A 13539-nucleotide genomic window follows, 5' to 3' on the forward strand; every position below is an offset into this window, starting at 1 on the left:
GGGGGGGGGCTGCCGGGGGGGGGCCCGGCCGCGGCCGGCGGGGGCCGCCCCCCGCGCCCCCCCGGGGGGGGGGGGGGGGGCGCGCCGGGCGGGGGGGGCGGCGCCCCCCGGGCCCCCGCCGGTCCGCCGCCCGCGACCACGGCGTCGACCGGACCGGACGGGCGCACGCGAACCGGCGGGTGAGGGGTCACCGGTTGGGCCGCAGGCGCTTGACCTTGTCGATGAACCCGACCGAGACCTCCTCGTCGGGGGCGTCCGCCATGGTGGCCGCGGTGGCCCGCGCGGCCGCGCCCAGAGCCGGGTCGGCGCCGCGGTCCACGTGCACGGTCATCAGGTTGCGCCCGGCCGGCGGGGCGGGCTCGGCCGGGAAGCTCACCTCGGACTCCACCAGGACCTCCGCCGGCAGCCGGGGGTCGTCGGTGGGGCCGACCCGGCGCTCGACCACCCCGAGCTTGCCGAAGTCCTGCACCATCGCGTTGATGGCGGCCATGTAGTCGCGGGGCAGCCAGCGGAGCCAGGTCCGCCGGTTCTGGAACGCGGCCAGGCGGTCGGCGATCGGGCGGGTGGTGTCCATCACCACCTCGTAGTCCTCCTCGGCGAGCACGTGGTTGGGCACCCGGGCCGGCCAGAAGGTCGGCAGGTACGGGTCGTACGGGCCGAAGCCGAGCGAGACGCTGTACTCGTAGCCCGACCGGCAGCTCGCCGTGTCGGTCTGCCACGGCACCGCCATCCACCGGGTCAGGCCGCCCGGGCCCTGGGCGTGCAGCGGGCCGTCGAGGGAGAGCGCGAGCTCCGGCGTCAGCGTCTGGCCGTAGTCGGGCGGGGCAGGCGCCAGCGGGTCGCGGTGCCGCACCCGGAACGGGCTGCTGTACAGGGTGATGTGGCGCATCGGCCAGGTCAGCTCGCAGCCGGGGTGGAAGGCGTCGGCGAGGCAGAACGACAGGGCCGCCCGGTCGAGGGTCCCGGGCTGTTCGGCGAACGGGACGTCGTCGAGGGCGGCGGGCGGCGCGGCCGTCGGGTCGTAGTCGTCGGCGAAGTCCCCGCGGGCCCACCGCTGCAGGAGGCGGTACTGCAGCGCGGAGAGCGTCATGTGCTGGCGCACGGACTGGGGCGGCAGGTTCATCGCATCGCCGTAGACCGCAGGCCAGGGCACCGGCGACATGCCGTCGCGGTTGTAGTCGCGGACGGAGAGCCAGATCTGCCGGCGCAGCTCCCGCTGGACGGGCGAGGGGTCGGCCAGCGCGGCGACCCGGGCGGGGTCGAGGAGGTACTCGCGCCCGCCGAAGCCGAACTGGGTGGACAGGCCCTTGTTGACCCACTGCAGGCCGGACAGCCGGCGCAGCACGGGCAGCACGTCGCGGGTGAACGAGACCTGCTGCGGTTCGGGGAGCTGCCCGGCGCTGAAGAAGGAGTCGCGCACCAGGTCGTACATCGTGCGCACCGAGGCGAGTTCGGGCGCGTAGTTGGGGGGCGCGGTCACCACCCAGGCCGGCTCGACCGGGATCGGCCGTCCGTCGATGCTCACCTCGGCGGTGACCGGGCCGTCGGAGGTGTCGTCGTACCAGCCGTCGTTGTTGGCGAAGGTGTCGGCGGGGGTGCCGGTGGAGGAGGCCGAGACGCCGTGGCCGCCGAGGAAGACCAGCCGGCCGCCGTCGTCGGTGCGCAGTTCCCCGAGGTAGACCGGTTTGCCCATGAAGGTGCCGGTGTCGAAGCGGTACTCGGGTTTGTCGGAGCGGTTGCGGCCGCGCACCGAACGGGGGCCGGGGTCGATGACCAGGAGGTCCGTGCGCTGGTCGGCCTGGATCTTGGGGTTGCGCAGGTTGCTGTCGTCGGCCTGGTTCGCCTCCGGGATGTCGAGGGCGATCTGGAACTGGTACCAGGCCGCCTTCGCGTTGGCGACGTGTACGGTCCAGCGCAGGTCGGCGTTGTCGGCGGTCAGTTCGGCGACCGGCTCGCCGGCGGCGTTGTAGCCGTACACCCGGAACCGGACGCCCTGGCGCTTCAGGGCGCCGGTGACGTCCTTGTAGCTCCCGACCGGCAGCGGGGCCGGATCGTCGACCTCGGGGCCGAGGACGAAGTCGTCCATCGTGCTGTCGCCGACCCGGGCCACGCCGATGGCCGGGTGCACGGCGGCCCGGACGATCCGGGTGTCGCGGGCCGCCGGCGGGGTGATCTGCGGGCGGGCGGGGCCGGGCTCGGCCGTCGGGACGCCGTTCACGTCGCGGCGCTGTTCGGCCGAGGCCAGGTACACCGTCCTGCGCACCTCGGCGATGCTGCCCACCGGGGTGTGCTCGGCGAGAGCGTGCCACGGGTTGAGGGAGAGGTTCTCGCCGTACGCGGCCTGGCCGCGGGCCGTGACGTCCTGCTGCTGGAAGGTCAGCCGGGCCACCTTCACCGGGGCGCTCTCGGACTCCTCCCACCGCACCGTCGCCTGGTCCAGCGGCATCTTCTCGTCGTCGGTGCGGAACTGGAGCATCAGGTCGAAGGCCGCCGGACCGGCCTTGAGCCGGTGGACCAGGTCGGCGCCGAGGTAGGTGGGGTCCTCGTCGGGCGGTGTCGCCGCCGGGTCGGCCGGCTCGCAACCGGCGGGCACCAGCTTGTACTTGACGAAGCGGTCCGGTCCGAAGGCGTAGGGCAGGACGCCCCAGTAGGTGGCGGTCAGCACGCTCTGCTCGAACGTGGCCATCGCGTCGAGGATCCCGGCGGTGACCGGATGGGCTTCCAGGTACTTGTCGTAACTTCCGTCGATGACACCGGCCTTGGTGAACTCGCACATGTCCTGGGCGGTGTCGACGAAGAAGACGTCGAAGTTCTGCAGCAGCAGGTCCTGGGTGCCGGCCTCGGCGTAACCCTCCAGCAGCTTCGGGCCGGGCACGCCGAACAGCTTGATGCCGACGCCGAGGGTGGTCTTCAGGTCGGGAGCGCCGGGCACGGTGTCGCTGGAGAACCGCACCCAGGCGGGCAGGCCGCCGGCCTGGGTGCGGGCGCTCTCCAGGAACCCGACGCGCAGGTCCGACGGCAGGTCGTCGGTGACGGTGAGCGTGCCGCGGGCCACACCGTGCGGCTTGAGGAACACCGGCCGCTTGACGGGGTCCTGGCCGCGGGCCATCCGCACGCCCTGGGTCAGGTCCACGAACATCTGCTTCAGTGCGCCGGCCGCGTCCTCGGCGCAGCCGGGCAGGGGCGGCAGCCCCGCGGTGTCGTCGAAGGGCTCGGGGGTCCCGGTCATGTTGTGCTCCCGTCGGTGCGCTGGTGGAGGGGTCCAGGCCGGTGGAGCACCTCGGTCGACGTCGCGCGGCTTCCGGACCCCGGTCAATCGTGCACAGACCTTCGAGGGGCTGCGCGCCGACGTACGCCCGAAACGACCAGGCGGCGGGCCCGCTGCGCGCCGCCTCACTCCAACCGGCCAGCAGCGCTCGCCCGCCCCGGGGTCCCCCTGGCAGCGTCTTCGGTGACCGGCGCCGTCAGTGGCCCGGTCGGCCCGGCCGACTGCCCCGAGGAAAGGAAGGTCCATGACCGGAAGAGGATTCAGTGTCACCGTCCAGGGCGACCTGGAGGGGGACGTGCTGCAGCGGATCGGGGACACGGTGCGAAGGCTCGTCCTCGACCAGGTCGCCGAGCTCGACCTCGCGCCGCCGCTGCGCGAGGTGCCGCTCGGCGGGGCCGGTTCTGCCGGCGACGCGGTGGACGCGCTGCTGAAGCGGCCGGGGCCGATCGGGTTGCAGATGGAGCAGGAGTAGTAGTGACCGAGACCGAGGCCGGCCCGGCCCGAGCCGGGGCGACCTGCCCGAGCAGCCTGTGCGCCCCGGGCCACCTGCTGCTCGGCATCGTCCGGCAGGACGGCACCGTCGCCGCACTGCGCCCGCCGCTGACGGTGGACGCCGAGTTCACGGCCCGGGCCTCCGCCCCCGGTCTGCGCCCGCCCGAGGCACGGTTCCGCTTCGCCGGGCCCTGCGTCGAAGCGGCCTGCGGCCAGTGGGAAGGGTCCCGCTGCTCGCTCGGCGACGCGGTGGCCCATGCCGCGTACGAGGTGGGCGCGGACGACCCGGACGCTCCGCTTCCCCCGTGCGCCGTCCGCTCCACCTGCCGCTGGTGGCAGCAGAGCGGTTCCGCCGTATGCCGAGTCTGCGACCGGATCGTGCACACCACCAAAGCGCCCGCCGAGACCACCAGTTCGAGGACACTCTCGAAGCCTGGGATGTCTCCGTCCTGGCCCGGGTCTCCTCATGGCAGTGAGGAATGCACCGCTGATGCTTCAAGTCCCCGCGCGGCCGGATCGGGCCCTGTCGCCCGCGCGAGCGCCCCCGCGGCAGTCAGCGGAGTCACCGAAGGGCAATTTCATAACAGCCTGTCTTCACTATGAATACTCAGAGTGACTGCTATATGTGGGGACATGACACATGAACAGCACTCAGCGCCTCCCGGGCAGCGCCCGCGGCGCGTCCGGACGGCCCGGCTCGCCGCAGGGGCCCTGGCCCTGATGGTGGGCGCCGCAATGCCCCTGTGCCTGGACACCGGCACCCAGGCGCAGCCTCGGGCCGGCGGCTCGCCCCTGGTCAGCGAGACGTTCACCCAGGCCACCGCCCCGGAGTTCACCGGCGTGGGGTCGGCCTGTCTGACCGGCGCGCCGGCTGCCGCCGCGCCCGGCCCCGGGGACCATCCGCTGGGCGGCTGCCCGGGCGGCGTGGGCCCGGTGCCGCCCCCCGACGGCGAGCCGCACGGCTATCTGCGGCTGACGGACGCGTCCAACGACCAGGCCGGCGCGGTCCTCTACAACAACGCGCTGCCCGCCAACCAGGGCCTCGATGTCACCTTCGACCAGTGGCAGTACGGGAGCACGACCCCGGCCAACCCCGCTGACGGCATCTCGTTCTTCCTGGTGAACGGCGACGGTGCGCTGGCCCACCCCGGCGCCTTCGGCGGCAGCCTCGGGTACGCGCAGAAGCTTCCCGACGACGATCCCACCGCCACCTTCCTGCCCGGTGTGGACCGCGGCTACCTGGGCGTGGGGCTCGATGTCCTCGGGAACTACTTCGGCGACTGGGAGCACCGCGGCAACGGCTGCCCCACCCGCTCGCCCGCCGGGACGGCGTTCCGCGTCCCCGGTCCCGGGGCCAACATGGTCACGGTGCGCGGCCCGGGCGACGGGATCGAGGGCTACTGCTTCCTGACCGCCACCACCAGCAACTTCAGCACCACCGCACCCTGGCCGTCGACGCTCCCGGGCACCCTGCAAGGGCCGCTCACCGCGCTGCCCCCGGGGGCCACCCCCGCCCAGGCCGAGACCGCGCTCGAACCCTCGCGCCGCCGGGTCCATGTCGAGCTCACCCCGACGCCTGCCCCGGTGCTCACCGTGTCGGTCGACTTCAACGACGGCACCGGCTCCCACCAGGTGCTCAGCACGCCCGCCCCGCAACCGGTGCCCGCCACCTACAAGTTCGGGTTCGCGGCCTCCACCGGCCTGTTCACCGACGTGCACCTCATCCGCAACGTGGTGGTGAGCAGCAACCAGCCGCTGCCGCAGTTGAACCTCGTCAAGCAGGTCCGGCAGCCGCTACCCGGTGACCTGGTGGCCGGGACACGGGTGCCGTACGACTTCGTGGTCACCAACTCCGGCGCCACGGACATCACCGGCCTCGCCGTCAACGACCCGAAGGTCGGCCCGGTCTCGTGCCCCACGACGACGCTCGCGAGCGGCCATACGGTCACCTGCACCGCCACCTACACCGTCACCACCGCCGACGTGACCCACGGTTCCATCGACAACACGGCCACCGCGACCGGCACCTCGGGCGGCCAGCCGGTCTCCTCGCCGCCGTCCTCGCAGAGCGTGCCGATCGAACGGCCGCCCGGCCTCGCCATCGAGAAGCAGGCGCAGACGCCCGGCCCCTACACGGTCGGGCAGACGGTCACCTTCCGCTACACCGTCCAGAACACCGGGGGCACCGAGCTGACCGGCCTCCACGTGACCGACGACCACGTCGCCAACATCACCTGCCCCTCGACCACGCTCGCCCCGGCGGAAAGCCCGGGCGACCGCACCACCTGCCACGGCACGTACACGATCACCGAGAACGACGCCACGGCCGGCTCCGTCACCAACACCGCCACCGCCACCGGCACGGCGAACGGCCAGCCGGTCACGTCCCCGCAAACCCAGCTGACGCTGCCGATCGGGGCGCCGCACCTCACCCTGAAGAAGCGGGTCCTCTCGCGCGGCCCCTTCGCCGTCGGAGACACGGTGGAGTACTCCTACACGGTCACCAACACCGGCAGCACCGACCTGCACGGCGTGCTGGTCGACGACGACCGCATCGCCGACGTCAGCTGCGCCGCGACCACGCTGACGCCCGGGGCCGGCACCACCTGCCACGGCACCTACACGATCACCCTGGCCGACATCGAAGCCTGCAAGACGGCCCACAACCGCGGCGGCGGCGAGAAGGGCTGCGACATCACCAACGTGGCGTTCGCGGCGGCCACCGACCCGCACGGGAACCCGATCGTCAGCGAACCCGCCAAGGCCACCATCACCGTGGGAGAGAAGAAGGACTCCTACTGCCACAAGCACCCCGGCCACGGCCACTGCCGCAAGGGACTCACCGAGCCCGCGCCCGACCAGGAAGACGACTGACGACACCTCGCCACCCCCGGCCCTCGCGCCCCCTTCCCTCATCGTGTGTTCAGGCGCCGCTTCGTCTAGAGTCCGGGCCGGTCGGCGTTCCACCCCTTCGGTAGGGCCTCGTCGCAGAAGACGCAGACGAAGTCCTCCTCGCGCACGATGTTGAGTTGCCGGCAGGACGGGCAGCGGCGAAATACCATCTCGTGCGTGAAGCCGGACGGGCGAACGACCCTGGCCTGGTCCAGGGCGCCGGCGACGGCCGGCCACGAGCTGACGTCCGGGCAGTAGTCGGTCGACTGGTTGCCGACCTCGTCGACCGCCCACCGCCCGGACCCCTCTCGGAAACCGATCTCACCGGCGCCCAGGACCATGTCTCCACCGGCACACACCACGTGCTCACCGCGGCGCAGGGCCTCGGCCCGGCCTGATCGACAACGAAGGTGAAGGGCTCGGACAACACGCTCCCCGGTTCCACCACGTCGGTGTGTTCTCCGGGTGTTCGGAGATCTGCTGCTGACGTCGTCGACCCCGACGCGGCCCAGTCTGAGCTAGGTTCTCCCCATGGCAGACATAGACCCGCTGGTACCTGTCCTTGCCGGGATGGTTGTCGACAGCGTCTGGTTCCTCGACAGCTGCGACGACGACGAAGTGGATCCCGACTCCGCGGTGAGGATGCTGGAGAGCGTGGCCTCGGTGCTCAAGGGCCTGCCGTCCGAACAGCTCGACCGGTTCCTGGTGGTGCTCAGGAGTCTGGCCGAAGTGGAGCCCGAGCCCAGTCGGCGGGAGTTCTTGGAGGCGTTCCCCTTCACCTGCGGCTTGGTCGAGGAAGAGTCCTGCGCAGTCGAGACGTCTCCTGGCACGCTGGTGGCATGAAAGGTTTCCAGGACCGAGAGCCGATTGATTCGCTCGTTGCCGCGGACTCTCCCTCATGGAGCGTCGGGGCCGCTGCAGGGCGTCGGCTGGCGGTAGTACCTCATATCGAGGACGTCGCCGAAGTCCTCCACCGCCTTTTGCTCGATGTTCAAGACACCGGAGTGACCTCGGAGACAGCCGTGGCCTTGTTGGTACGTGAGGACCTACCGGGTCTACGCGCCGTGCTCGCCGCCCTAGCCAACGCGACCAACCAGGGAACCGCTGACCAGCTCAGCGCAGAGCTTGACTGTGATCTGCGCTGGATGACCGGCAACGGCATGACCGAGCTCATCCGGCAACTCAAGACGCTGACGTCGGACGCAGATTCAGGGGTTCGCGACGAGGCCCAACGGCGACTCTCACTCCTACGACAGAACAACTGATCTGCGGTGGTCCGTCACCACTGGCGCAAACCGCCGTCGGCCCACCTTCGGTGACACGCGGTCCAGGTTCCCTGGCACAGGTCAGGGGGCGTTCAAATGTACGCAGCTGAGGAGAGCGAAGGCCGTAGGCCGACGCTGGGTCTGATGACGGCACCGACGCCACCTCGCCGTGTGCGCACTCACTGGCTTCCCTGTCTCCGCGCTCCGGTCCGGACCGGGGCCGGTGTGGATCGTGTCCGTGTCGATGGCGTGGGGGAGCACAGCGTCGGCGGGTTCGGTGTTGTCGGATTCCGTGAGGCCCGCCGTTCCTGTCGACTCCTTCGGTTCCGTCGGGACCGGAAATTCTTCGGTGTGTTCCCGTCCGTGTAACCCCGTTCAGGGCTCCGGGACAGGAAGATTTCCTGTCCCGCATGTCGGTGCCGGCACCGCAGGGGGCTTGTGAGACGAAGCCAGTCCGGCTGCTGCTCCGTTCGGCGCCGGGTTTCCGAGGGCGCAGGCCCGTTGGGCTGTTCGCAGGCGCTGGTGGCGACGGCGGTCGCGCCACCATTCCAGCCGGTCGTGTGAGGCCTGGGGGAAGACGGCGTTGAGTACGGTCCAGGCCCCGGCAGGTGCGGCAAGGAGCAGGATCGCCCACCAAGGGGTGTGGTCGTGGAGCAGGAGGACCGGTGAGATGACACCGGCGGTCCCGGCCAGGGGCAGGGTTCGGTTGCGTTTGTCCACCTGAAGCCTCTCTCTCCTCAACGACGGCGGGGGTTGCTCGTCCCGCGTGTGACAGCGTTCCTTCACCGAGTCAGGGGCGAGGCAGTGTTGTCCTGTTGTGTGCCCCGGGTGGAGAGGTCTCTTCCACCGTGGTGGAGAGGGATGGAAGGTGTCGTCGGTTGCTCAAATCCATCGTCGAAGGGGTTGTCGATGCTGAGGGACTACTCGGTGAGGTCGCTGGCGAGGAACTCGCCGGCCTGCCGCCAGCTGTTCCGGCGGTGCCCGCCGCCCTGGCGCGCTGTGTCCCGGGGTGCTGGGCCGGTTGGGTTGACCACCTGTTAGCGTGCGCGAATGGAAGATCTGGGAGCTGTGGTTTGGCCGCCTGAGCCGGTCAGGACCGGGAGGCTCGTGCTCCGTGAGTCCGAGGTCCGGGACCGTGCGGCGTTCATCGAGCTGCTCGCCTCGCCGGAGGTGCACGCCTACCTCGGTGGCCCCCGGCCGCGTGACGAGCTCGAGCGCGAGATGCCCGGGGCGCCCGAGCGGTGGCCCGGGAGTTTCGTCGTCGAGCTCGACGGATCGATGATCGGCCAGATCCTGCTCAGGAGGGCGACGGGGCACCGCCGTCCGGCTGCCGCGGGGAAGATCGATCTCGGCTACCTGTTCCTGCCGCGGGCGTGGGGACTCGGGTACGCCGCCGAGGCCTGCGCGGCGGCACTCGGCTGGCTCGCCGAAGCGCTTCCCGGCGAGCCGGTGGTGCTCACCACCCAGAGCGCCAACATGGGCTCGATGCGTCTGGCGGCGAAGCTGGGGTTCACCGAGGTGGAGCGGTTCGAGGCCTGGGGCGCCGAGCAGTGGCTCGGCATGCGCTCCCCGGCCACGCCGTCCGATTGAGCCTGCGTCGCAACCGCCGGGGAGCACCCGCCCACCTGTGCGGAGGGAGGCCTGCAACCGCGACCTGCCCGCGTGGATGCCGTCCGTCACCTCGGCGCATCCGTCGCTGCGGACCGTCCCGCCGCCCGTCGCCGTGCCCGCTGTCTCGCGTCGAGTGGGCCCGTCCGTGAGAAAAAGGCTAATGCAGGCCGGTGCGCCGTCCTCGGCGGAGCCAAAGCCGAAGCCGGTTGAACCGGTGGAGCGTCACGTGTGTGCCCTGACGCTCCTGGGGGGCTCGGTGCCGTGGGCGCGGATTGCCGTAGTCGGTCCAATCGAAGGGGACCGTGCCCAACGCCTCGCCTGCCGTCTGACAGTCAGATCGGGAGTGCCGTCGACGACGCGGCGCCCGTCGAGGCCTTCGCCATCAACCTGTCGCCGGCCTCGGGGCTGTCCCGCCACTTCCGTCAGCCCGGCAGCGGAGACGTGTCGGTGGGGCCTGAGACACTCTGGTCCGTGCCGATCAAGGGATACGACTACGGCCCGCTGGTCGCAGGTGAGGGGCTGCTTCAGCGCGCCGGATTCTGGTCCAATCATCTGCTGGCCATGTGCCGGTACACCTCGTGTGAGACCCAGCCAGCACCCGAGTGGTTCGGCGACGACGGCGCCGACACCGACGTCCTGGCCGAAATCCTCCTGGACGACCAGGCCTGGCCGACGTTCCGCATCCCGTTCCAAGGCGGTCACAGCGCCGTCGTCGTCTACCGGAACCTCATCGGCGACTTCGGGATCGACTACCTGCTGACCCAACCGGCTTGGCCCCGGACAGTGAGCCTGTCCAGTTTTGACGGCGACTGGTACGGTCCGGGCCTGTCCTGGCGCGACATCCTGTACACCGCCGAGACGCCGGACCTGACCGCACCCTGCGTGCACGACACCGCGGCCCGCCTCGTGCTTCTGCTGCCGCTGCTCGCCGCCGACGAGTTGCCGCCGGAAGCGCCGGCGCGCGTGAACGCTGCTCTCACGGCCATCGGAGCACCCGAGGACTCTGCCCAGGACACGGCTGACCACCTCCTTCGGAACAGACGGCCCGCAGCCAGGCGCCGTGGTGGTGCTGACTCTCCGCTGAGCGGTCGCAGCTACCGGCACACTGAGCCCGGCTCAGATGAATCGGCGGTGTTGTGGGCGCTCGACCAACGACGTGTCAATGACCGGCGTTGGCGACCGCGGCCCAACGCCGTGATCACCGCCCTCGGCGCGCCGACGAAGCCCCGCCCCGCAGCTCCACCTGACCCGAACGCAAATCCCGATCCTTCGGAGGGGCCGCCGAGTTCATGCCCGGCATCGTTCTCGACCGGCTGTTCTGTCGGTGGCGGCGGCTAAGGTCCGTATGCCTGTCCGCCGTCCGAAAGAGATGCCTCAATGGTCCGTGTCACACCGCCGCGCCGGGTGGATATCGCCGCGGCCTTCCCGGAACTGGTGCCGTTGGCGCGGCAGACGGCGCGCCTGCACCCACGGTTGGGCGAGCCGACCGTCCACGACAGTTCGGTCGGGGGCCCGTTGCTGTGGCCGGCCGGTGAGCCGTGGCCGGTGTGCGAGGGCCCGCATCCGGAGGAGGACGAGGGCGATCTGCCGGTGTCGCTGGCGGACGTCCGGCGGCGCCGGGAGCTCTATGAGAAGGGCTGGGCCGACGGCAGTCCCACCGACCAGGAGCGGGCTGCTCTGGACGCGACGCGCGCGGGACATCCATGGACCCGGAACCCGAACGCCCTGCTGCCGGTGGCCCAGCTCTACGCGCGCGACATCCCCTCGCTGCCGTGCCCTGAGGGCGCGGACATGCTGCAGGTGCTGTGGTGTCCGCTGAACCACGAACCGTCGTGGATGCCCGCGGCCAGGGTGGTGTGGGGCTCCTCCGCGCAGGTCGACGCGCTGCTGACCGATCCGCCGCTGCCGGCTGACGTGGAGAATTACGGCAACTACGTGCCCGAGCCGTGCGTGCTGCACCCGGAGGTGGTGACGGAGTGCCCGGCGCCGCTGGAGCTGGAGGCCGACCTCGCGGGCCGGATCGGGGACTGGTGCGAGCGGGAGTTCACCGGCACCGATCCGAGGTACCGGTACGCCGAGGAATTCCGGGCCTACTACCAGTACGAACTGTCGGTCGCCCCTGGCTGGAAGGTCGGCGGTTGGGGGCCGTGGAGCTTCCGCGATCCGTCGGTGATCCGGTGCACCGCTTGCGAATCCGCCATGGTGCCGTTGCTGACGATCGCTTCCGGCGTTCTGGACGGCAGCGGCTGGGACCCGGTCGAGGACCGCGACGCGGACGGCGACATCGGCATCCAGATCGGGCGGAGCTACACATGCAGCTCTACTACTGCCCGCTCTCCTTCGAGCACCCGTGCCGGGAAGTCATGCAGTAACGGCCTTGGGTGAAGTCGGGGTCGGGGCGTGGCTGTTGGCGGTTCGACCGGTGGGTGAGCAGCAAACGGCGTCGCGGGCGAGGACGAGTTCGGCGCTTGTCCGGCGGCGGCGGCGGGCCGGGCGTCGTGCGGAGCGGTCGGAGAGCAGGCGTCACAACTCACCCAACCCGTGCGGCCCTTCCACCGTCACGGTCCCACCAGCACCGGGACCGTTCATCCCAAGGCCGCTAATCCGCCTCGCGGTCCCAGGGCGGCAGCTCGGTGGTCGCAGGCTGTCCGAGGTGGTCGCGCAGTTCGTGTCTGCCCAGATCCGTGAGGGCGAGGGCGCGGGTGGTTCCGATCCGGGTCAGCCACCCGGCGGCCAGGGCGTGCCCGCAGATGGCGGCGCCGACGGCCCCTCCCAGGTGCGGGCGCCGTTCGGTCCAGTCCAGGCAGGCGCGTACCAGCGGTCTGCGGGAGGCGTCGGGCAGTGCGATGCCCAGGTCGTGGAGCCAGGCCGCCCCTTCGGCGGTGAGCGACGGATCGGCTCCCCACTCCAACAGGCCGCGGCCGGCCATCGAGTCGGTGACGGCCAGGCCCAGTTCTCCGGCCAGGTGGTCGTAGCAGAGCCGCGCGCGAGCCAGGGCCCGCTGTCGCCCTGAGCCCGACAGCGAACGCGGCCTGGGGGTGTGGCGCGGCGCGAGTGCGGCGAGGCTCTCGATCAGGGCCATCACGCGCGGATCGGCCATCCGCAGGTAACGGTGGCGTCCGTGGCGTTCCTCGACGAGGAGTCCGCCACGTACGAGCACGTTCAGGTGCTCGGTCGCGGACGAGGCCGCGACACCGGCATGGCGGGCCAGTTCCGTGGCCGTCCAGGCCCGGCCGTCCAGCAGGGCCAGGCAGAAGTCCGCCCTGGTGCCGTCGGCCAGCAGCCTGGCCACGGCGGCCAGGTCCACGCCGACGTCCTGGCCCTCGCGTTGATGGTCCATGTCCCCGATTGTCGCCGATCTCGCTTCGGGCTCGGGCGAAGCGTCCACGCCCTAACGTCCCGTACCGGCCGAGGCCACCGCGCCCCGCGCCCTGTGCCCTGCGCCCGCACACCGTCCGCCAACCGCCCTGGGAGCCTCATGCCCGCCACCGACAGCACGCCATCGAACCTCCGGCCCGGCATCGGCCTCACAGTCACCGACGCCCCGAAGCCCACCGACGTATCGCTCATCTCCGACGCCCTGGACCGGTTCAACACCGACTCGACGGCCGTCGACGACCGCCGCCCGCTGGCCGTCCTGGTGCGTGACCGCGTGACCTCCCAGGTGATCGGTGGCCTGACCGGTCGCACCTCACTCGGGCTGTTCTTCCTCGACCTGTTCTTCCTGCCGGCCGAGTTGCGCCATGGCGGCCTGGGCAGTGAGATCCTGCGCCGGGCCGAAAGCGAAGCCCGCGCACGCGGCTGCCGCACGGCGGTCCTGTACACGATCAGCTTCCAGGCTCCCGGCTTCTACGCGAAGCACGGCTGGCGACGCCTGGGCGAAGTCCCGTGCGATCCGCCGGGCACCAGCAGGGTATTCATGACCAAGGACCTCGACCCGCCGTCGGCCCCCTGAATCCGCAGTACCGCGGTGCTGCATGCCGTGTTCTGCCCGATCCTCAAGGACGGCAG

The 13539-nt window shown here is 71.3% G+C and carries 12 protein-coding genes; 9 read left to right on the forward strand and 3 right to left on the reverse strand.

What is annotated here, in order from left to right:
* Window positions 1-187: 187 nt before the first annotated feature.
* Entirely contained in the window at window positions 188-3229 is a 3042-nt protein-coding gene (locus ACFV61_RS29520) for a LodA/GoxA family CTQ-dependent oxidase (protein WP_380494918.1), read from the reverse strand.
* Between the two features lie 283 nt (window positions 3230-3512).
* Between ACFV61_RS29520 and ACFV61_RS29525 the strand changes: the two genes are divergently transcribed.
* From ACFV61_RS29525 to ACFV61_RS29535, 3 genes are all read left to right on the forward strand, one after another.
* Window positions 3513-3740: a hypothetical protein gene (locus tag ACFV61_RS29525; RefSeq protein ID WP_380377794.1), complete on the forward strand. Its 228-nt coding sequence runs from the start codon at window positions 3513-3515 to the stop codon at window positions 3738-3740.
* Window positions 3741-3742: 2 nt separating this feature from the next.
* Window positions 3743-4363: a hypothetical protein gene (locus tag ACFV61_RS29530; RefSeq protein WP_380494921.1), complete on the forward strand. Its 621-nt coding sequence runs from the start codon at window positions 3743-3745 to the stop codon at window positions 4361-4363.
* 132 nt (window positions 4364-4495) lie between these two features.
* Window positions 4496-6634 carry a hypothetical protein gene (locus ACFV61_RS29535; RefSeq protein ID WP_380494923.1) on the forward strand — a complete coding sequence of 713 codons (2139 nt, stop codon included), beginning with the start codon at window positions 4496-4498 and terminating at the stop codon, window positions 6632-6634.
* A gap of 65 nt (window positions 6635-6699) precedes the next feature.
* On the opposite strand, the gene ACFV61_RS29540 is transcribed toward ACFV61_RS29535, so the two are convergent.
* On the reverse strand, window positions 6700-6993 hold the full coding sequence (locus ACFV61_RS29540; protein WP_380494925.1) for a hypothetical protein: 294 nt from the start codon (window positions 6991-6993) through the stop codon (window positions 6700-6702).
* Between the two features lie 190 nt (window positions 6994-7183).
* Between ACFV61_RS29540 and ACFV61_RS29545 the strand changes: the two genes are divergently transcribed.
* From ACFV61_RS29545 to ACFV61_RS29565, 5 genes are all read left to right on the forward strand, one after another.
* Window positions 7184-7495, forward strand: a complete 312-nt coding sequence (locus tag ACFV61_RS29545; protein ID WP_063351853.1) for a hypothetical protein — start codon at window positions 7184-7186, stop codon at window positions 7493-7495.
* Entirely contained in the window at window positions 7492-7917 is a 426-nt protein-coding gene (locus ACFV61_RS29550; RefSeq protein ID WP_380494927.1) for a hypothetical protein, read from the forward strand. The genes ACFV61_RS29545 and ACFV61_RS29550 overlap by 4 nt, the downstream gene beginning before the upstream one ends.
* 1050 nt (window positions 7918-8967) lie before the next feature.
* A complete protein-coding gene (locus ACFV61_RS29555; RefSeq protein ID WP_380494929.1) occupies window positions 8968-9507 on the forward strand; it encodes a GNAT family N-acetyltransferase in 540 nt (179 codons plus the stop codon).
* Window positions 9508-9999: 492 nt separating this feature from the next.
* Window positions 10000-10866, forward strand: coding sequence for a hypothetical protein (locus ACFV61_RS29560; protein WP_380494931.1), 867 nt, complete (start codon window positions 10000-10002; stop codon window positions 10864-10866).
* Between the two features lie 39 nt (window positions 10867-10905).
* On the forward strand, window positions 10906-11913 hold the full coding sequence (locus ACFV61_RS29565) for a hypothetical protein (RefSeq protein WP_380494933.1): 1008 nt from the start codon (window positions 10906-10908) through the stop codon (window positions 11911-11913).
* Between the two features lie 214 nt (window positions 11914-12127).
* Here the strand turns inward: ACFV61_RS29565 and ACFV61_RS29570 are convergent, their stop codons facing one another.
* Window positions 12128-12868 (reverse strand): ArsR/SmtB family transcription factor, encoded by a 741-nt coding sequence (locus ACFV61_RS29570; RefSeq protein ID WP_380494935.1) that lies wholly within the window; start codon window positions 12866-12868, stop codon window positions 12128-12130.
* Window positions 12869-13006: 138 nt separating this feature from the next.
* On the opposite strand from ACFV61_RS29570, the gene ACFV61_RS29575 reads away from it, so the two are divergent.
* Entirely contained in the window at window positions 13007-13483 is a 477-nt protein-coding gene (locus tag ACFV61_RS29575; RefSeq protein ID WP_380494937.1) for a GNAT family N-acetyltransferase, read from the forward strand.
* The last annotated feature ends 56 nt before the right edge of the window (window positions 13484-13539 follow it).

This window comes from Kitasatospora sp. NPDC059817 (assembly GCF_042731835.1).
Classification (GTDB): Bacteria; Actinomycetota; Actinomycetes; order Streptomycetales; family Streptomycetaceae; genus Kitasatospora.